Origin of the sequence: Leifsonia sp. YAF41 (assembly GCF_052113185.1) — a bacterium.
GTDB lineage: Bacteria > Actinomycetota > Actinomycetes > Actinomycetales > Microbacteriaceae > Cryobacterium.
The window spans coordinates 122,883-143,642 of sequence record NZ_JBFRCS010000012.1 but is presented as its reverse complement, the minus strand read 5'-3'; the positions used below and the strand labels follow the sequence as shown (position 1 = coordinate 143,642).

Below are 20,760 nucleotides of genomic sequence, written 5' to 3'. Positions count from 1 at the left end.
GTCGTTAACGCAAGAAAGCCACCCCGTGGGGTGGCTTTCTTGGTGTTGCTAAGTTAAGTCCGGCGGTGTCCTACTCTCCCACAGGGTCCCCCCTGCAGTACCATCGGCGCTGAGAGTCTTAGCTTCCGGGTTCGGAATGTGACCGGGCGTTTCCCTCTCGCTATGGCCGCCGAAACATCTGGTGATGAACTCCCGGTGAAKGGAGTCGTCAAGTCGTTTCGAACAATCATTGCCGTGAACCCAAACGTTCTGGGTGCACTATTCAATTGTTTTGTGCCCTCCGTGAGGGCGTTGTTCTCGACCGTACATCGAGAACCACATAGTGGACGCGTAGCAGCTTATTCAAACTGTAGTGTTATCAAATTATCGGCTTATTAGTACCGGTCAGCTCCATGAGTCTTTAGTCCTCACTTCCACATCCGGCCTATCAACGCAGTAGTCTAGCTGCGAGCCTCTCCCCCTAGGGGTTGGAAATCTCATCTCGAAGCCGGCTTCCCGCTTAGATGCTTTCAGCGGTTATCCGTTCCGAACGTAGCTAATCAGCGGTGCTCCTGGCGGAACAACTGACACACCAGAGGTTCGTCCATCCCGGTCCTCTCGTACTAGGGATAGATCTTCTCAAATTTCCTACGCGCGCAGCGGATAGGGACCGAACTGTCTCACGACGTTCTAAACCCAGCTCGCGTACCGCTTTAATGGGCGAACAGCCCAACCCTTGGGACCTACTCCAGCCCCAGGATGCGACGAGCCGACATCGAGGTGCCAAACCATGCCGTCGATATGGACTCTTGGGCAAGATCAGCCTGTTATCCCCGAGGTACCTTTTATCCGTTGAGCGACAGCGCTTCCACAAGCCACTGCCGGATCACTAGTCCCGACTTTCGTCCCTGCTCGACTTGTCAGTCTCACAGTCAAGCTCCCTTGTGCACTTACACTCGACACCTGATTGCCAACCAGGTTGAGGGAACCTTTGGGCGCCTCCGTTACTTTTTAGGAGGCAACCGCCCCAGTTAAACTACCCACCAGGCACTGTCCCTGAACCGGATCACGGTTCGAAGTTAGATATCCAATATGACCAGAGTGGTATTTCAACGATGACTCCACCTGAACTAGCGTCCAAGCTTCAAAGTCTCCCACCTATCCTACACAAGCCACACCGAACACCAATACCAAGCTGTAGTAAAGGTCACGGGGTCTTTCCGTCCTGCTGCGCGTAACGAGCATCTTTACTCGTAGTGCAATTTCGCCGAGTTCGCGGTTGAGACAGCTGGGAAGTCGTTACGCCATTCGTGCAGGTCGGAACTTACCCGACAAGGAATTTCGCTACCTTAGGATGGTTATAGTTACCACCGCCGTTTACTGGGGCTTAAATTCTCAGCTTCGCCTTGCGGCTAACCGTTCCTCTTAACCTTCCAGCACCGGGCAGGCGTCAGTCCGTATACATCGTCTTGCGACTTGGCACGGACCTGTGTTTTTAGTAAACAGTCGCTTCCCACTGGTCTCTGCGGCCTTCAAACGCTTCGGAAGTAAATTCCTACACGCCTCAGGCCCCCCTTCTCCCGAAGTTACGGGGGCATTTTGCCGAGTTCCTTAACCACGATTCTCTCGATCTCCTTAGTATTCTCTACCTGATCACCTGAGTCGGTTTGGGGTACGGGTGACTAAAACCTCGCGTCGATGCTTTTCTTGGCAGCATAGGATCACTGATTTCGCCCTTACGGGCTACCCATCGGGTCTCAGCCTTATATGAGAGACGGATTTGCCTATCTCTCGGCCTACATCCTTAGACCGGGACAACCATCGCCCGGCTCAGCTACCTTCCTGCGTCACACCTGTTAATACGCTAACCGCACCAGCATAGGGTCGTGTGCTAGGCCCAACGCCTCACCCCGAAGGGATCGGTCACAGGGATTCAGACACTTAGCATTACTGGGTTAGTTTGGGCGGTTTTTCGTCAGTACGGGAATATCAACCCGTTGTCCATCGACTACGCCTGTCGGCCTCGCCTTAGGTCCCGACTTACCCAGGGCGGATTAACCTGGCCCTGGAACCCTTGATCTTTCGGAGGACGGGTTTCTCACCCGTCTTTCGCTACTCATGCCTGCATTCTCACTCGTGTAGCCTCCACGGCTGGTTTACACCGCCGCTTCGCTGGCCACACGACGCTCTCCTACCCATCAATACGGCTGAACCAACACAACAAGTGTGCGGCTTACCAAAAATATCAATGCCACAACTTCGGTGGCGTGCTTGAGCCCCGTTACATTGTCGGCGCGGAATCACTTGACCAGTGAGCTATTACGCACTCTTTCAAGGGTGGCTGCTTCTAAGCCAACCTCCTGGTTGTCTATGCAACTCCACATCCTTTCCCACTTAGCACGCGCTTTGGGACCTTAGATGGTGGTCTGGGTTGTTTCCCTCTCGACGATGAAGCTTATCCCCCACCGTCTCACTGCTGCGCTCTCACTTACCGGCATTCGGAGTTTGGCTAACGTCAGTAACCTTTTAGGGCCCATCGGCTATCCAGTAGCTCTACCTCCGGCAAGAAACACGCAACGCTGCACCTAAATGCATTTCGGAGAGAACCAGCTATCACGAAGTTTGATTGGCCTTTCACCCCTATCCACAGCTCATCCCCTCCATTTTCAACTGAAGTGGGTTCGGTCCTCCACGACGTCTTACCGTCGCTTCAACCTGGCCATGGATAGATCACTTCGCTTCGGGTCTAGGACATGCGACTGAATCGCCCTATTCAGACTCGCTTTCGCTACGCATTCCCCTCTCGGGTTAAGCTCGCCACATATCACTAACTCGCAGGCTCATTCTTCAAAAGGCACGCTGTCACAGCTACAAGGCTGCTCCAACGGTTTGTAAGCAAACGGTTTCAGGTACTATTTCACTCCCCTCCCGGGGTACTTTTCACCTTTCCCTCACGGTACTTGTTCACTATCGGTCATGTAGGAGTATTTAGGCTTATCAGGTGGTCCTGACAGATTCACACGGGATTTCTCGGGCCCCGTGCTACTTGGGATACTCTTCGCGCCATTGCTGCATTTCGACTACGGGGTTCGCACCCTCTATGACCAGGCTTTCAATCCTGTTCGTCTATACAACGTTGTAACGCTCACTGTTCGGCAGAATCAGCAGAAAAGTCCCGCAACCCCGACCATGCAACGCCTGCCGGCTATCACACATGATCGGTTTAGCCTCATCCGGTTTCGCTCGCCACTACTAACGGAATCACTGTTGTTTTCTCTTCCTGTGGGTACTGAGATGTTTCACTTCCCCACGTTCCCTCTACCCGCCCTATATATTCAGGCGGGAGTCACCAGGTCACCTTGCGGGCCTGGCGGGGTTTCCCCATTCGGACATCCTCGGATCACAGTTCGTTTATCAACTCCCCGAGGCTTATCGCAGATTACTACGTCCTTCTTCGGCTCTACATGCCAAGGCATTCACCGTTTGCTCTTAGAAATTTGAAATCACATGAGTTTGAATCGATTGGTGTCACGAATAAATTCGCGACAGAAATTGACCAATGATCTACACACAAGCTCGAAAGCTTGTGTGTTTGATCTTTGTAATTTGAAGCCCGAAGGCTCAAATTTAAGATGCTCGCGTCCACTGTGTAGTTCTCAAAGTACGGGCGGTACCCTCCCTCATCCGCGGCTGCAAGCAGCTCGACTGCGAATAAGACAAGGTCCAGAGGAATAGTCCGACCCGAAGGTCGTTCCGGTCCCTCAGGACCCAACAGCGTGCGTCATGCAAACCTCCCCCGACCAAACCGTTCCAACCCCCGAAGGAGCGTACTGAGTTCAACCGTGTTCTGTTTGCATCAATGTCAATGTTCCACCCATGAGCGCCATCCAAGAACATTCGTCTTGGTATGACTGGCACCATTGATCTCCCTGTATACAGAGGAGAGGTGCACGTGCTCCTTAGAAAGGAGGTGATCCAGCCGCACCTTCCGGTACGGCTACCTTGTTACGACTTAGTCCTAATCACCGATCCCACCTTCGACAGCTCCTCCCCTTGCGGGTTAGGCCACTGGCTTCGGGTGTTACCGACTTTCATGACTTGACGGGCGGTGTGTACAAGGCCCGGGAACGTATTCACCGCAGCGTTGCTGATCTGCGATTACTAGCGACTCCGACTTCATGAGGTCGAGTTGCAGACCTCAATCCGAACTGAGACCGGCTTTTTGGGATTCGCTCCACCTTACGGTATTGCAGCCCTTTGTACCGGCCATTGTAGCATGCGTGAAGCCCAAGACATAAGGGGCATGATGATTTGACGTCATCCCCACCTTCCTCCGAGTTGACCCCGGCAGTATCCCATGAGTTCCCACCATTACGTGCTGGCAACATAGGACGAGGGTTGCGCTCGTTGCGGGACTTAACCCAACATCTCACGACACGAGCTGACGACAACCATGCACCACCTGTTTACGAGTGTCCAAAGAGTTGACCATTTCTGGCCCGTTCTCGTATATGTCAAGTCTTGGTAAGGTTCTTCGCGTTGCATCGAATTAATCCGCATGCTCCGCCGCTTGTGCGGGCCCCCGTCAATTCCTTTGAGTTTTAGCCTTGCGGCCGTACTCCCCAGGCGGGGAACTTAATGCGTTAGCTGCGACACGGAGACCGTGGAATGGTCCCCACATCTAGTTCCCAACGTTTACGGCATGGACTACCAGGGTATCTAATCCTGTTCGCTCCCCATGCTTTCGCTCCTCAGCGTCAGTTACGGCCCAGAGATCTGCCTTCGCCATCGGTGTTCCTCCTGATATCTGCGCATTCCACCGCTACACCAGGAATTCCAATCTCCCCTACCGCACTCTAGTCTGCCCGTACCCACTGCAGGCCCGAGGTTGAGCCTCGGGTTTTCACAGCAGACGCGACAAACCGCCTACGAGCTCTTTACGCCCAATAATTCCGGACAACGCTTGCACCCTACGTATTACCGCGGCTGCTGGCACGTAGTTAGCCGGTGCTTTTTCTGCAGGTACCGTCACTTTCGCTTCTTCCCTACTAAAAGAGGTTTACAACCCGAAGGCCGTCGTCCCTCACGCGGCGTTGCTGCATCAGGCTTTCGCCCATTGTGCAATATTCCCCACTGCTGCCTCCCGTAGGAGTCTGGGCCGTGTCTCAGTCCCAGTGTGGCCGGTCACCCTCTCAGGCCGGCTACCCGTCGTCGCCTTGGTGAGCCATTACCTCACCAACAAGCTGATAGGCCGCGAGCTCATCCTTGACCAAAATTCTTTCCACCCCCAGGAGATGCCTCCGAGGGTCGTATCCGGTATTAGACGTCGTTTCCAACGCTTATCCCAGAGTCAAGGGCAGATTGCTCACGTGTTACTCACCCGTTCGCCACTAATCCAGGAAGCAAGCACACAAGTTTGAAACTGACAGAACAAATCATTACTGACTTGCTTTGTTGTTATAAATGTTTTCCAAAGGAATCTCCTACCGGCAGAACCGGTACGAGGTTTTTGGCATTTGACATTGTGCACGCTGTTGAGTTCTCAAGGATCGGACGCTCTCGGTTTCAGGCCACGCTATGACTAGCAATGTGACTGTCGCTCCGAGGCAACTTCTCTAAGTTAGCCACTCAATCCCAGGCTGTCAAATCGAGTTTCTAGCGGGTTTGAGCGGTGCTTTTGCACACGCCCAATCACGCATCTCGAACTAACAATCAGCTCTGTGAGTGGACTTTCCATCCTAAGCGATGAACCCGAGTCCTACAAGAGGAAAACGAGTGATTATCAGCTTTGGATGATGGTCCCGCTTGAGGCCGGTAAGCTCTGCGGCTTTCCGTACCTGTGGGGTACGTAGATATACATTACGGTCGGTTTCAGCACTCGTCAAAACGGCTGCCCGCCCGGGCGCGTCGGTTTCGCTGGAGCATGGACTGCCCTGTCTTTCCGGGCGAGAACGCTAGTTGTCCCCGTCGCCCGGGCATCAATCGGCACTCCCCTCTAGGGCCGCACTGCGCGGAACGGCCAGACTCCCTCGACAACGGAATCAGGAGCGCGCTGACCGGGTCGATTCACCAGCGTTCGCGCGGGGTCCCTGTACGCGAAGCGCTTGGGTGATCCTGTGACCTCTCACTGGCGGCTCGACACTGAGGGTCGAGAGATCCGGTTCGAGCGGGTAGTCAGCTGTCGCTGGTGCGCGCATCCATCTCGGTTCCGAGAAAGCGATGGCGAATGACCTGCCAGCCTTTCGGCGCAGAGGTTCGTTCGGCATGGCGTCGGCAGAGGTCGTATCCGTGCGGTTCCTGCGTCACTGAGAGCGGTCCGAGCACAGCCGTGGAATCGGCGTACACGAAAGTGAGAGTGGCCACCGCAGGTTCGGGGCAGCTGATTCGGGAGCACGGTCTGTGAGACATCGACATTTAGAGTACCTGCACACGCGCCGCACGTAGGATTGCACCATGTCCAGGTCAGACCGTTCCGCCTCGCCGTTCGCCGAGCCGACACCACGTGGACGCGCTCGGGATCGCCACGGCCGCGGCGTACGCAGCTCGGTGACCGGGCCCTATCTTCCGCCGTTGCGCACGCGCATCAGCCTGTTCGACATGACAATCGCGACGACGGTCGACTACCTGCGCGGAGTCTGGCCCGATGATCTGGGCGACGTGCGGTTTGAAGTCGCGCCCGGGCCGTCAGCGGCCCCGACCGGTATCGCTACCGGAGCCGGCGTCGAACGGTGGGCCGTCGACGCCAGTGCTCGACGGATTGTTTTCTACCGGCTGCCGATTCAGCGTTTGTCCCGGCTGCACCGCAACGACGAGTTTCACCAGCGCATGATCATCGAGAGCTGTGTCTTCCGGGCGATCGCCGAGCTACTCGGCAAAGACCCGTGGGATCTCGCGCCCGAGCGCTTTCGACACTCCTGAGCTTTCGACGCTCCTGAAAACTCAGCGCAGGTAGACGGCAATCGGTGACGCCAGCGGTCCGGCCGGCCGCACAGTGAACGAAGCAAGTTTCGCAGGACCGGAATAGCCGACAGCGGCGACGACTGGGGCACTCGCGTTGACGAGGTAGGTCACCGATTCAGCGATCGGGACCGCAACCGTCGCCCCGGCCGCCACGGTCACCGTCATTGGAGCGCCGGTCTCCCCCTGTACTGACACCACTGCGTTACCGGGTGCGGTGTTGACGAGATGCAGTGCGGGCGCGGGACCGGGTGCCGCCGTGGCGAGAAACTCTCCGCCCAGCGGTTCAGACGAGGCAAACCAGGCGAAGTCCTTGCCCGTGACATCCGATGTCGATGCGGTTGCCGCGGCGACCAGGGGCTGATCGGATTCGATGGTGACGGCATAGCCGCCGGGAAGCAAGCCGGCCAGTGGAACCTCGGTCGCGACGCCGGCCGGAATCTGAACCTGAATCGAGATGCCGGGGTTTGCGCCGTTCTCGCTGACCGCGCCGACCTGCACCGATGCCGGTTCGGTGCCCGTGACCAGCATCCGCACGCTCGCCGCACCATCCTGAAGTTCGTCGACCTCAGCGGTCGGGTTCGCAACGGGCGGCGACGTCACCGTTACTCCGGCGATCGTGTGCTGCAGCGAGGGACCCCGCGTCGCGCCGATCAGGTCGACGCCCTCCGGCACAATGCCGCTGATGAGACTCTGCTCCATCGACGCGACGATCTGGCCGCCCTGCGATTGCACGTGAACGACCGGGGACTTGAGATTCGGGGCGAGGCCGGCGAGTGAGACCACCCGCTGCGAGCCCGGCTGAACCAGGATCCCGGTCGAGCCGGGGGCATCGATGAGGCCCGTCTCGCCAAAGACGCTGAGCCCCACCGTCGCAACGACCGTCGTCGGGTTCGAGAGCAGAATCAGGGTGGTGCGCCCGATGTCGGTCGAGCCTCCGACGAGCCAGGTGTCACTCGTTGCTTCGGCGCACGATGCGGCGGCAAAGCCGGCCAGCGTCTCGGTGCCCACGGTCTGCGATTGGCTACCGGCCACGAGCGGGGCAACGCTCGTGCCCGCTTCAACGGGAACGCGGATGAGTTGGGGCGCGACGCCCTGGTCGCCCAGTGTGTTGTCGGGTGCGGCCAGAGCAGAAACCTCGGGTTGCAACGTTGACACGCCGCTCGCTGGATCTGTCGCTGCCGCGACGGTCGAAGCGGCGCCGACTGAGGAGACCGACTGGGCCAGGCTCGAGTCTTCGGCCAGGGCAAGAAGCGGCCCGGGACAGACCCGCATTTGCTCGCTCGGCTGCGGGGTGACCACCACTGATCCGGGAGTCACGGCGAGGCTCGGCCAGTCGAGAAGAACTGCCGCAGATACTCCCAGTGCAAGTGCCCCGATGCCCAGAATTCCGCCCAGGGTCTGGGCACTACGAACTGCCACGCTGCGCTTAGCGGACATCGTCTGCCTCCCTCGTCGTCACGTCGTGGCTGCTTTGGTCACTCGGTGAGCCGGGCTCCGCCTGGTCGACGGCAACCGCGGTTGGCGCAAGGGCCGTTGCCGAGACGAGGTCGCCGGAGTATGTCGAAACCCCATCGGAGACAACCGTCTCCGTGCCGAGTTCGGGCACGGGGCCAGTCTTCGCGCTGTTGGCGGCCGACTCGCGCTTTCGCCGTTTCGTTTCTCGTGCCGCATCTTTCGCCTGGCGACGAATCGCATCGCGGTTCGCTTCACGCACCGCCTCCCGGCCGGCGCCGGTGGGAATCGAGAGCAGAACCGTCGCACCGATCACGATCACGGCGATGAGGAAGGCGATCTGGCTGAGCACTCCACCGGGATTCGCCGGAATTGCGACAGTGCCGAGGGCATCCGGATCTTCGGAAGTTTGCCACAGGTGCCCGAACGATGTTTCGCCCACCGGCACCACGGCGGCGTTCCCGTCAAGCGACGTGATCGCGCGCAACTCCGTCTCGGCGGCTTCGGGGGTGATCGGCGAGTTGCCATTAGCCTGCGGGTCAGCCGTTTCGGCCGGACGCAGCAGGACGAAACGGATGCCGAGATCGTGTAGCTGCTCTGCGCTGTCCAGCCCACTGCGTGAGACCAGGTTTCCGACCAGAGTCGCGAACTCGACATCGCGCTTGCTGAAGCTGGTGTCGGTGCTCGCCAGCGTCGACTGGTTGTTGAGGGTGGCTCCGGAGCCTCTGACGAGGGTGCCCAGAATTCCGCCATCGCTCTGAGCTGAAAGTTCGAGGGTGCCCACCTGCGGGGTGATGCCGGCTTCTGCCGCGACGAACGCGGGCTGCGTGCGGCCGATCCCCTTCGCGACAACACTGGTGCCGAGTGGCACCGCGGCGGCCAACGGCGCGGCAACGATCACAATCAGGAGCGACACCACGATGGCGGGCGCCACGGCAAACCGGCCGAGGCCGCGCAACGCGAAGATGCCGGCCCCGACCAGACCCATCCAGTAGAGGCTGAGCCCTGATCCGGTCCAGATCGACACCGCTGCGTCGCCCGACGCGGCAAGGGCGATATGGCTGCCGGCCACGGCGGTTGCGAGGCCGATGACAGCGGTCAGAAGCGCGAAACTTGCCCCGCGCGACCCGCGCAGGAAGAGCGCGAAAAGTGCCAGCGCGCAGAGCGGCGCAATAAGGATGGGGATCAGGAGCTCGGCGTTCACACCGGGGAATGCGAGCGACGTCAACCACGGAGTCCAACCGCCGAAGTCACCAGAGGGGAAGCCGAGCAGGAGCTGCCAGGTTTGCACGGTCGCTGACGGAAGCGGCACACCCGGGTCGGCGAGAAGGGCCAACCAGTTGCCGCGCAGGGCCTGGTCCCAGATCAAGGGGGCGGCAAGTGCGAGAGCCGGCAACGGGATGCCGATGAATCGCATGATCCGTCGGCCGCTGAGCACGACGCAGATCAGCCATCCGATCAACAGCGCCGGAGCAAGCGACGGCGCGCAGGCGACGATCGCGGCAAAAAGCAACGCGGTCGAGGCCGAAGCCGACCAGGATCGTGCCGCAGCGAATCCGGCGTAGAAGAGCCACGGGAGAAGCAGGTGCACCAGGATGGCGGCCGGGCGCCCCTCGGCCAGTGCGGTGAGGAACGGTGGGGCGAAGACCCAGAGCAGGGCGGCAACAGCACGCAATCCGCTGCGCGCCGTCAGCCGGGATGCTGCAGCCCAGGCGCCGAAAGCGGCAAGCGGGAAAGCGAGGAAGTAGAGCAGCACGAGTGCGAACGACGGCGCCCAGAAGGTGAGTGTTCCGAGCACGGCCAGAACTGCAGTGAAGGGGTCTGCGGCGCCGACGAATCCGAGGCCGATCTGACGCCAGCCGTAGGCGGCGCTCTGCCACAGCTCGGTGACAGTGTCGGACAGTGGGAGCAGCCCGCCGCCGGTCAAGGTTTGTGCGCCGAGGAGCGGGGCGAGGACACCCAGACCGACGCATGCCGCGGCCAGTACCACCCACGCTCCCCCGCGAGAGAAGAAGTCGAGTTCGTGTCGTTCGCCGCGGAGGCCCGTGAGGTTTGCCTCGCGTTTCAGCATGTGCCGACGACGCACGACGGCGGTGGGCACCCGGAGCGAGGCAATTGAAGACCAGCCCAGTGAGCGGGTCTTGGCAAGGTTGCGGCGCGCGTTGGCCACTCGAACCAGCCGGAACGCTGCAGCGAAGGCGGCGGAGAATTCCCCGATGATCGCGCCGGGCTCCTTGCGGAGGAGTTGGCCGATCGAACGGATGAGCGCCAACGGAACCAGGCTGAGCCAGTGAAAGAGCAGCGCCCACGCAGGAGCGTAGACGAGTCGGCGATGCAGCTGCGCTGCCCGTTCGGCGCGCATTCGATGACGGCGGGGCTTGCCGCGCGATGACCCATTCGGGCCGGCCACGCCGTCGCCGGCGGTAGCCACGCGCGCATCGGCGACAACCGACACGCGATAACCGGCCAGGCGAACACGGATGCAGAAGTCGAGGGAGTCGTCGACGCTCGGCAGCCCGGGGTCGAATCCGCCGAGTTCCTCCCAGACGGACTGGCGCACGAGCATCCCGCCGGCACCGACGGCGAGCACATCGCTCATGCCGTCGTGCTGGCCCTGGTCCAGCTCGCTTTCGACCAGGGAGACCGATGCGCCGTACGGAGTGATCGATTCGCCGAAATCGTGGATGTAGTCGCTGGCGACCCACTCCATCACCTTCGGACCGGCCACCGCCACTGAGGGGGCAATCTCGAGTTCCTGCAGCAGGGCGGCCAAAGCGCCCGGCTCCGGAGCGCTGTCCTGCGCGAGGAACCACAGCACATTGTTCTCGTCGGCGGGCGGCGCTGCCACGCGCAATGCGACGTTGATGGCCTCGCCGAAAGAGAGGTCCTCGTCGGCGACGATGATCTGGGTCGGAGCGAAGACGGCGAGAAGTTCGCCCGTCGCATCCGTCGACCCGCAGTCAACGGTCAGGATGGCGTCGGGCTGACGCGTCTGTTTGGTCAGGGCCTCGAGAGTTCGCTCAAGGTGCTTTTGACCATTGCGGACAACAAGGATGACGGTGACTCGGGGTTGCATATCGAAATCAGCCTAGGTTGGGATCTTGCCCAGCCACGTCGGCTGTGTCGGCGCGCCCGAAATCAGTCGTCAGCACCGGTGTCAGATGAAGCGGATGTGAGACGCAGCGCGACTCAGCTCGCACGCTTTCTCAATTTGCGACGCTCGCGCTCCGACAGACCGCCCCAGATTCCGAAGCGTTCGTCGTTGCCCAGGGCGTACTCCAGGCACTCGGACTTCACCTCGCACGACGCGCAAATTTTCTTGGCGTCTCGGGTTGACCCACCCTTTTCAGGGAAGAAAGCCTCAGGGTCTGTCTGGGCACACAGCGAGTCGGCCTGCCAGGCCAACGGATTGTCATCGCCGACTGTGGAACGTACCCCCGGTACGCCCAGTCGAATGGGATCGACGAACCAGTCGTCCGGAACCCCAGAACGATTCTCAGGTATTGCCATACCGTCTCCCACCCATCGTTCCACGCCCACGAATTGAGCGTTTCACCTAATTACACCGGTGTAGTTCCCCATTCGTCAAGTCGCAGATAGTAAACCCTCAATATTCGATGGAGAGTTTCGACGCGCCCAGAAATTCAGATCGTTCACAACGGGCGAACAACAGCCGCCTGCCGCGCTTCCCAAGCGCTCTGCACCATGTCTTCGAGGGAGTGGCGCATGGCCCAGCGAAGGTCCCGCGCGGCGAGTTCGCCCGAGGCCACAATCCGGTCGGGGTCGCCCGCGCGTCGAGGCGCGATCTCCGGCGTGAAATCGATGCCGGTCACTGCCGCCACGGTCGACATGATCTCGCCGACAGAGACTCCGTCGCCGCTGCCGAGGTTGTAGACAGCGTCGATCGGCTCGCCGGCATCCATGCGTCGTGCCGCAGCAACGTGCGACACCGCAAGATCCGACACATGGATGTAGTCGCGCACGCAGGTGCCGTCGACGGTTGCGTAGTCGGTGCCGTTGATGCGCGGCGTGCGGCCGTCGACGAGTGCGTCGAAGATGAGCGGGAAGAGGTTGTGCGGGCTGGTGTCGCGCAGGGCGATCTCTCCGGAGCCGACGACATTGAAGTAGCGCAGGCTCGTGTGGGTGAGGCCGGCCGCAATGCCCTGGTCGCGCAGCAGCCACTCACCGATGAGCTTCGTTTCGCCGTAGGGCGACTCGGGGTTCTTCGGGGTGGCCTCGGTCACGAGGTCGGTCGACGGCGTTCCGTAGACGGCGGCACTCGACGAGAAGACGATGTTCGAGACGTTGGCATCTGCCATGGCGGCGAGCAAGATCTGGGTCGTGGTGACGTTCTGCTCATAGGTGTGCAACGGTCGCTGCACCGAGACACCGGCGTACTTGAATCCGGCAACGTGCACGACTCCGGTGATGGTGCCTGCCGCCTCAGCGAACGTGCGCCGAAGGAGCTCAGCGTCGAGGAGGGTCCCCTGCACGAACGGCACGCCATCCGGCACGAAATTGGCATGACCACTCGAGAGATCGTCGAAGACGACGACGTCGATTCCCTCGTTGAGGAACGCGCGTACAACATGCGAACCGATATATCCGGCTCCACCGGTAACAAGCCACGCCATGTGCAACTCCCGTGTTCAGGCGGATGCGGTGTGCCCCGGCCTGCTCCAGAATACCGGGAGCAGAATGCGCGTCGTCCCACCCGCTGCCGCGCTGCATCCGGGCTGGCAGAAAAGCGCGGAACTGGGTTATTCTGCCAGCGGGAGGTCTCATGCTTCAGAAGATTGTCTGCATCGCGTTGCCGGGGATGGCGCCGTTCGAGTTCGGTGTGATCTGTGAGGTGTTCGGGATCGACAGAAGCGACAGCAACGGTCCGTCATTCGACTTTCACGTCACAGCGGCGGAACCGGGTGCGATCCGCACCAAGCTCGGGTTCGACATCATCGTGCACGAAGATCTTTCTGCCGCTGCCGATGCCGATCTCATCGCGATTCCGGCTTATCAGGCCGGGGTAGCCATCCATCCGGAGATTCTCCGCGTGATTCGCGAGGCCGAAGCGCGCGGCGCCTGGGTGCTCAGCGTCTGCAGCGGAGCGTTCGTGCTCGGCGCGGCGGGCATCCTCGATGGACGCCGCAGCACCACCCACTGGATGTACACGGATGACCTCGCTCGAGCGTTTCCGCTGACCAGTGTCGATCCCGACGTGCTTTTCGTCGAAGATTCCAACGTCGTCACCGGCGCCGGAACCGCCGCGGGCATCGACGCCGCACTTCACATTGTGCGCAAGGAGCTCGGCGCCGCCGCCGCGAACAACATTGCCCGGCGCATGGTGGTGCCGCCGCAACGCGACGGCGGGCAGTCACAGTATGTACAGCCGCCGGCCACGGATTGCCCGAGCGACTCGTTCGCCGCGATTACCGAGTGGATGCTGGCGCACCTCGATCAGGAGCTGACGGTCGATCAGCTTGCCCGCAAGAACTTGATGTCGCCGCGCACCTTTGCCCGCCGTTTTCGCGCGGAGCTCGGCACCACGCCAACGGCGTGGCTGAACCGGCAGCGGCTGTTGCGTGCACAGCAATCGCTCGAAGAAACCGATTGGAGTCTTGAGACGATTGCCTCGGACACCGGTTTCGGAACCGCGTCGGTCATGCGGCACCATTTTCTGAAGGTGCTGCAGACCACCCCGACGGCGTATCGGCGCACGTTCGGGGCGCGACAGGTCGGCTAAGCGACCGATCATTTCACCACGGGACGTGAGACTGAGCAGCCCGCTCAGTCGCCGATCGTCGCCAGAAAGACCTCGCCGACGCCGGCGAACGTCACCGTCGCCTCCTCGGGAGTGATGTAAACCGACTCGCCCCGCTTCAACTTCACCGACGACGTCGCACCGGCCACGAGGAATCCCCCGGACGTGCAAATGGCGATCGCCGGACCCGACAGGGGCACCTGCCGCATCGGCACCGGGCTCTCGCCGCCCCCGGAGCCTGCCGGTGTCGCATCCGCCTGGATGTGCACCAGCTCGAACTCGGGAACGCCCGGTCGAAAGACGTCAACGCCGGGCGTACCGTCGTTGATCGGCGTCAGGTACGGAACAGGAATCGACCGGAAATCGAGCACGTCAAGCAGCTCGTCGACGTCAATGTGCTTCGCAGTGAAACCGCCGCGCAGCACATTGTCGGAGGAAGCCATCAGCTCGACGCCGAGTCCCGAAAGATAGGCGTGGATGTTTCCGGCCGGCAGATAGAGCGCCTCGCCGCGTTTCAGCGTGACGCGGTTGAGCAGCAGCGAGATCACGATCCCCGGGTCACCCGGGTAGGACTCGGCAAGCGTGCGCACCGTCTCCAGCTCACGCGCGTAGCTGACGACCGCGCCGCCCTCGGCCAGGTAGACCGCGTGCTCGGCGAGCGCCACCACGCGTTCGACCAGCCAAGAGACTTCCCCGCTGTCTCCGCCGCGGCCATCCCGCAATAGCCATTCGACGGCGTCCCGCAGCCCCTCGGCGCCGACGAGTCGGTTCTCGAGAGCGTCAAGTGCCGCGGCCTGCGGGTCGGGCGACGCGATATCGAGGGCACGCAGTTCCGCCAGAATGCGGTGGATCTCGGCGATGCTTCTGAACCCGCAGAGCGCCTCGAAGGTCTCGCTCAGGGCGAAGATCAGCTCCGGCTTGTGAAACGGGTCACGATAGTTACGCTCCGCGGCGTCAATCGGGATGCCCGCTGCGTTCTCAAGCTCGAATGCGGCGAGCGCCCGCGCCGACGACGGATGCGCCTGGAGCGACAGCGGTTTCGCCGCGGCCAGAACCTTGAGCAAGAACGGCAGCCGCACTCCCCCAGTCGCCGCGGTCGATGCGGCGAGCTCAGCCCCCAGCGCCGTCGTCGGGTCGGCGGCCATCCACTCGGCAAGCGTGGTGGCCCCGCCTACGTGCGACGGATCAACAATGGCTGCGGGCGACCCCGGGTGTGCTCCCAACCAGAGCTCGGCCTCTGGGCGTCCCGACGCAGCGCGCCCCAACTGGTCGCTGATCGCGTGTGTCGATCCCCAGGCGTAGTCGCGCGGCGTATTGGTGATGCCCACAAACATGTGTCGCTCAACTTTCCATTCGTTGGATTCAAACTACCAATCGCTTGGGTGGGCGCCAGGCTGCCCCCTAGGCTGGCGCCTAATTCACCGACGGATGCCTTCAGGGGCTTTCGCAGTATGCAATGGAGCACGTACATGACATTTGAGCTACTCGACAGCGACTTCTACGGGTACCAGAATCTGCTGAACGATCAGGAAAAGGCCGCGCTCACCGCGTTGCGCAGCTACCTCGACGCTGAGGTGCGTCCGATCGTCAACGGCTATTGGGACCGCGCAGAGTTTCCGTTCGAGATCGTCAAGCCATTGGCGGAGCTTGGCGCCTACTCATTTGCCTGGGACGAGACAAAGCCGTTTGCCAACTCTGCCGTCTTCCGGGGCTTCGTGGCGCTGGAGTTGGCGCGCGTCGACGCCAGCGTCGCCACCTTCCAGGGTGTGCAGAACGGCCTGGCCATGGGAAGTATCGCGGCGACCGGGTCGCAGGAACAGCGTGACGAGTGGCTGCCGCGTCTCGCACGCGGCGAGATCATCGGAGCGTTCGGGCTGACCGAGCCGCTCTCCGGTTCCGACTCCGCACAGGGCCTGCGCACCACCGCGGCCCGTGACGGCGACACGTGGGTGCTGAACGGCTCGAAGCGCTGGATCGGCAACGCCACCTTCTCTGACATCACCATCATCTGGGCGAAGGACGTCGCCGACGGTCAGGTCAAGGGATTCATCGTTCCCACCGACACCGACGGCTACACCGCCACCAAGATCGACGGCAAGATCAGCCTGCGCTCAGTGCAGAACGCCGACATCACTCTCGAGAACGTCGTGGTGTCGGAGCGCAACCGCCTGCAGAACGCGCACTCGTTCAAAGACACCGCCCGGGTGCTCCGTTTGACCCGTGCCGAGGTGTCGTGGGCTGCGGTCGGCATCTCGATCGGCGCGTACGACGCCGCCGTCGCCTACGCGAAGACCCGCATCCAGTTCGGCAAGGAGATCGGCGGGCACCAGCTCGTTCAAGATCTGCTGGTGAAGAGCCTCGGCAACATCACGGCGAGCCTCGGCATGGTGGTGCGGGTCTCACAGATGCTCGACGAAGGCACCCAGCGCGACGAGCACTCCGCGCTGGCGAAGACCTACACGACCTCGCGGATGCGGGAAACCGTCGCCTGGTGCCGCGAACTGTTCGGCGGCAACGGCATCGCGCTCGAATACGATGTCGCCCGCTTCTTCGCCGACGCTGAGGCCATCTACTCCTATGAGGGAACACAGGAGATGAACACGCTGATCGTCGGCCGCACGATCACGGGTAAGGCTGCATTCGTTTAGTCGGTGATCGAGCCTGTCGAGGCCCGGTGGTCGGGTCTTGAGATCGACCCGCGTGGTCTCGACAGGCTCGACCACCGAGGGGCTCGATCGCCGGGACGGCCCGGCCGCCGACCCAGCACTATCCTGAGAAGATGCCCACCGCACGCAGCCGCTTCGCCGTTCGCACCTTTGCGGTCTTCGTATGGTTCGCCGTACTCGCCGGACAGTTCTGGCGCAATCTGCTCGGCTGGTGGGGCTTCGGCGCTGTCGCGCTCCTCGTACTGGCCGGCAGCATCTACTTTCTGATTCGACTGAAGCCGGACTGGCGCTGGCGCCGATTCCCGAAGTCACTCGTGGCCTTCCTCGGGCTGGCCACACTCTCGATCGCCTGGTCGTTCTATCCGGGCGCATCCGCCGTCGGCATCGCCCTGCAGTGGATGACCACGATCGCCGCACTGTTCCTGGCGCTCTGCCTCAGCTGGCCCGAACTCATCCGCACGCTCTCGGTCGCCCTGCGCTGGGCACTGGCATTGTCACTCATCTTCGAGTTCAGCGTGGCCGCGTTCGTTCGGCAACCGGTTCTCCCCTTCTTCGTCGACTACGGCACCGAGAAGATTCCGGCGGCGTTCTACTGGTCGCGTGGCTTGCTCTTCTCGGGCGGCCCGATCGAGGGCATTGTCGCCAATCGCAACTTGCTCGGCTTTCTGGCCCTGCTGGCCGTGATCGTTTTCGCCATTCAGCTCGCAGCCGGCACCGTGCGTCGGGGCTGGGGAATCGCCTGGCTCGTGCTGGCGGCCGGGATGCTGGCTCTCACGCGGTCCGCCACCGTCACGGCAGCCGGGGTAGTGGTGCTCGTCGTGCTGGGCTTCGCTCTCTGGACCCGCCGGGTCGGGCCGCAAGGGCGCCGGCCGGTCTACCTGACTGCAGCGGCATCCATCGTCGCCGCCGTCGCAGCCGTCATTGCACTCTCTCCAGTGCTGCTGCGCGCACTCGGAAAGAGCGAGGATCTCACCGGGCGGTTCGACATCTGGAACAGTGTGATCTCCCTCGCCTCGGAGAAGCCGGTCTTCGGCTGGGGTTGGGTGAGTTACTGGGCCCCGTGGGTCGAACCGTTCAATGGCCTGGCGGTGCGCAAGGGCGTGACCTACCTGCAGGCGCACAACGCCTGGCTCGATGTGTGGCTGCAGCTCGGGATTCTGGGCGTCATTGTCTTCGCCGCCCTCGCGCTGTCGACCCTCTGGCGATCTTGGTTCTTCGCCGTCGACCGACCGCGCACGGGAGTCGTCGACGACGTGCCGTACTCGGCATCCGCTCTGCTCCCCTTGTTGCTCGTTGCCGCCCTGCTTGCACAGAGCATGGCGGAGAGCCGTTTGCTCATCGAGTACGGCTGGGTGCTGCTCGTCGTTCTGGCAGTTTTCACGAAACGGGCACAGACCGGGGTTCCGCCTCAGCTGACCGTTTCGGAAAAGCCGCTAGCCTAGAACACCCATGAAACCCCGCGGAACATCCTCGACCGTCGCCCTGGTGCGGCAGACGCTCGAGTCACCGCAATTGGCCACGGTTCTCACCCAACTCGTGTTCGGTGTCGCGTTCGGAGCTCATCTACTGGTCAGTGTGATGGGCTGGGCCGGACTGCTCGGCGCGGTGCTCACCCTGGTCGCCGTCGCGACCCTGGCGCTGCTCGCCCGGCGCACAACGCTGGAGTGGCACGGCCTGCTTCCCATCTCCATTCTGGTTTTCGTCGGCTGGTGCGCCCTCTCCGTCGTCTGGAGCGGGTACACCGTCGTCTCCCTGGCCGGCATCGGCTACCAACTCGTATTCGCGTTTCTGGCCATCGCCGTTGCGCTGCTGCGCGACACGATTCAGATTCTGCGCGCTACCGGCGACGTGTTGCGCGTGCTGCTCGGCCTCTCTCTCATCTTGGAGATCCTGTCGGGCCTTCTTCTTGACCTGCCGATCACGTTTCTCGGCATCGCGGGCAACATCTCCACCCTGGGGCCGATTCAGGGTGTCTTCGGTTCCCGCAACCAACTCGGCTTGGTCGCATTGATCGCCGCCGTCACTTTCACCATCGAGTTGCGTGCCCGGTCGGTGCGCCGCAACGTCGGCATCGTGTCGCTGGTGCTCGCCGGGACCGCTCTACTGCTCACCCGCTCCCCCGTGATCCTGGTCGTCGCGCTCTTCGTGGGCGTTGCCGCACTGGCCCTGTACTGGCTACGTCGTACGGCCCCGGAGCGACGCTGGATGCTGCAACTCGGCTTGGCCGGCGCCGTGGTCGTCGTCGGGGCGACCGCCTGGTTCGCCCGCGCGCGCATCGTCTCGCTCTTGAACGCCGGTAGCGAGTTCGAAACCCGGCTGACCCTCTGGCGCGAGGTCTGGCGACTGACCAGCCTGCATCCGTTGGAGGGCTGGGGCTGGGCCGGCTTCTGGCCCACGCACGGCACGCCGTATGACTGGCTCGATTTCATCACAAGGACCGAGCAGACGTCAGGCTTGAACGCGTTCTTCGACGTCTATTTTCAGGTCGGGCTCGTCGGCTTCATCGCCTTCGTCGCACTGTTCGGACTCGCCTTCGTGCGCTCCTGGCTGCTCGCGTCGGACAAGCGCCCCCTCGTCTACGTGTGGCCGGCGCTGATTTTGGTGATTCTGCTCGTCACGTCGACGGCGGAGAGCACGGTGCTCGTCGGGTTCGGCTGGCTTCTGCTCGTCGTCTGCTCAGTGAAGGCGGCGCAGGGCATGAGTTGGCGCAGCGCGTTGGCGCGGCACCCGAAGCACGATCAAGGCTGAGTCACGGTCACTGGATAGTTTGACGCTCAGGGCTGGTAGCTGACCGACATGCCGTTTGGGAACGTCTACTGCACCACCCTGAGTCTGGTCCTATCGACGTCGACAATCGATTGGCCGTCGCTCGGCGTGAGGTCGGCTTTGTCATCGCGCGGGGAACGCATTGCGGCGGAATACACCTCATGCCTCATCCGTGGCGCAGTGCTAGGTCGGTTGAACCAGGTCCCGAAGGACATCCTGCAGGCCGAGTCCGAATCGATTGTAGGCGCCGAGCCGCCAGGCCCGGGCCACTGGAGAAATGCGTCGGATACGTGAGGCCGGGAGTCCGCTCCTCATCAGTTCGTGGGCGTGCTTCGCCTCAACCTTCGCGAGTGTCTCCGCAGACGGCTGCGGCATGAGTCCTCCCGCGCGCTCCTGAAACACCGTGGCCCGCGCGAGCAATCGCGCATTGCGCGCCGCTCGCGGCGCCTTGAGCCTGCCGATTTTTCCCGCTGCGCCAAGGCTTGAAGCCCCGATCTGATTTGCCGAATGCTGACGGTAGTCAAGCAGCGGTTCGTCAAGGAAATCCATCTCCCCCGTCGCCGCCGCCACGATCGCGAGCCACTCATCATGCACCCACGACGCAGGGAACGGTCTGGCACGTTCGAACAACTCTCGCCGGAGCATCGTCGTCGCTCCCGTCACGATGTTGCGGCGCAGCAAGGTGTCGATCGCGCGCCCGGCGTGCACGGCCTCCCGATCCACGTCGGAGACGCCGAGAGTATCCAGAAGGTTCTGTCCGAGTGGTCGGCCGTTCTCGTCGACCAGTCGCGCTTCCGTGTTCAAAAGAAGAAGTTCCGGGCGACGAGCGAATTCGGCGACCATGAGTTCGATGCGTTGCGGATGCCACAGGTCGTCCTGGTCACTCAGCGCGAGAAGGTCACCGGCGCAGGCGGCAAGCGCCTGCTCGAAGTTGGCTGTGACCCCCAGTGGTGTCACATTCCGCAAAACACGCAACCCGAGGAGCCTCCCCGGATGCTCGGCGCGCCAGTGTGACACGGTGGCTTCTACGATCAGCAGTGTGTCATCGGTCGAGCCATCATCAGAGACAACGATCTCGTCAACGGCCTGAGTCTGACCCAGGATACTGAGGACCTGTTCTGCGACGAAGCGGGCGCCGTTGTAGGTGCAGAGGGCGACAGATACTTGCGTCGACACGAG

At 62.0% G+C, this 20,760-nt stretch carries 12 protein-coding genes and 3 rRNA genes; 5 read left to right on the top strand and 10 right to left on the bottom strand.

Translation table 11 applies throughout. The annotated features are described in order from the left end of the window. Nucleotides 1-57 precede the first annotated feature (57 nt). The 4 genes from rrf to AB4Y63_RS14865 all read right to left on the bottom strand — a co-directional run bounded on the left by rrf (nt 58) and on the right by AB4Y63_RS14865 (nt 6,387). A 5S ribosomal RNA gene (gene rrf, locus AB4Y63_RS14880) occupies nt 58-174 on the bottom strand. A gap of 180 nt (nt 175-354) precedes the next feature. After that, nucleotides 355-3,482, bottom strand: a 23S ribosomal RNA gene (locus AB4Y63_RS14875). A 460-nt stretch (nt 3,483-3,942) separates the two neighbouring features. After that, nucleotides 3,943-5,426: ribosomal RNA gene (locus AB4Y63_RS14870) — 16S ribosomal RNA — on the bottom strand. The 16S, 23S and 5S rRNA genes sit together here, the layout of an rRNA operon. Before the next feature lie 727 nt (nt 5,427-6,153). Further along, nucleotides 6,154-6,387, bottom strand: coding sequence for a DUF3499 family protein (locus AB4Y63_RS14865; protein WP_441791840.1), 234 nt, complete (start codon nt 6,385-6,387; stop codon nt 6,154-6,156). Nucleotides 6,388-6,432: 45 nt separating this feature from the next. On the opposite strand from AB4Y63_RS14865, the gene AB4Y63_RS14860 reads away from it, so the two are divergent. Next, nucleotides 6,433-6,897, top strand: a complete 465-nt coding sequence (locus AB4Y63_RS14860) for a metallopeptidase family protein (RefSeq protein WP_441791839.1) — start codon at nt 6,433-6,435, stop codon at nt 6,895-6,897. Between the two features lie 21 nt (nt 6,898-6,918). Here the strand turns inward: AB4Y63_RS14860 and AB4Y63_RS14855 are convergent, their stop codons facing one another. The 4 genes from AB4Y63_RS14855 to galE form a co-directional block, all read right to left on the bottom strand. After that, entirely contained in the window at nt 6,919-8,358 is a 1,440-nt protein-coding gene (locus AB4Y63_RS14855) for a DUF5719 family protein (RefSeq protein WP_441791838.1), read from the bottom strand. A gap of 7 nt (nt 8,359-8,365) precedes the next feature. Beyond that, nucleotides 8,366-11,467 carry a glycosyltransferase gene (locus AB4Y63_RS14850; protein ID WP_441791837.1) on the bottom strand — a complete coding sequence of 1,034 codons (3,102 nt, stop codon included), beginning with the start codon at nt 11,465-11,467 and terminating at the stop codon, nt 8,366-8,368. Between the two features lie 113 nt (nt 11,468-11,580). Beyond that, nucleotides 11,581-11,901, bottom strand: a complete 321-nt coding sequence (locus AB4Y63_RS14845; RefSeq protein ID WP_441791836.1) for a WhiB family transcriptional regulator — start codon at nt 11,899-11,901, stop codon at nt 11,581-11,583. Nucleotides 11,902-12,044: 143 nt separating this feature from the next. Further along, entirely contained in the window at nt 12,045-13,025 is a 981-nt protein-coding gene (galE, locus tag AB4Y63_RS14840; RefSeq protein ID WP_441791835.1) for a UDP-glucose 4-epimerase GalE, read from the bottom strand. 149 nt (nt 13,026-13,174) lie between these two features. On the opposite strand from galE, the gene AB4Y63_RS14835 reads away from it, so the two are divergent. After that, entirely contained in the window at nt 13,175-14,131 is a 957-nt protein-coding gene (locus AB4Y63_RS14835) for a GlxA family transcriptional regulator (RefSeq protein WP_441791834.1), read from the top strand. Nucleotides 14,132-14,175: 44 nt separating this feature from the next. Here the strand turns inward: AB4Y63_RS14835 and manA are convergent, their stop codons facing one another. Beyond that, complete coding sequence (gene manA / locus AB4Y63_RS14830; protein WP_441791833.1) at nt 14,176-15,483, bottom strand: mannose-6-phosphate isomerase, class I; 1,308 nt, start codon at nt 15,481-15,483, stop codon at nt 14,176-14,178. 135 nt (nt 15,484-15,618) lie between these two features. On the opposite strand from manA, the gene AB4Y63_RS14825 reads away from it, so the two are divergent. The 3 genes from AB4Y63_RS14825 to AB4Y63_RS14815 all read left to right on the top strand — a co-directional run bounded on the left by AB4Y63_RS14825 (nt 15,619) and on the right by AB4Y63_RS14815 (nt 19,563). Next, entirely contained in the window at nt 15,619-16,797 is a 1,179-nt protein-coding gene (locus tag AB4Y63_RS14825; protein ID WP_441791832.1) for an acyl-CoA dehydrogenase family protein, read from the top strand. Between the two features lie 131 nt (nt 16,798-16,928). Beyond that, nucleotides 16,929-18,257, top strand: a complete 1,329-nt coding sequence (locus AB4Y63_RS14820) for an O-antigen ligase family protein (RefSeq protein WP_441791831.1) — start codon at nt 16,929-16,931, stop codon at nt 18,255-18,257. 7 nt (nt 18,258-18,264) lie between these two features. Next, complete coding sequence (locus AB4Y63_RS14815) at nt 18,265-19,563, top strand: O-antigen ligase family protein (protein WP_441791830.1); 1,299 nt, start codon at nt 18,265-18,267, stop codon at nt 19,561-19,563. A gap of 201 nt (nt 19,564-19,764) precedes the next feature. Here AB4Y63_RS14815 and AB4Y63_RS14810 read toward each other — a convergent pair whose 3' ends face one another. Continuing rightward, nucleotides 19,765-20,757: a glycosyltransferase family 2 protein gene (locus tag AB4Y63_RS14810; RefSeq protein WP_441791829.1), complete on the bottom strand. Its 993-nt coding sequence runs from the start codon at nt 20,755-20,757 to the stop codon at nt 19,765-19,767. Nucleotides 20,758-20,760: the final 3 nt, after the last annotated feature.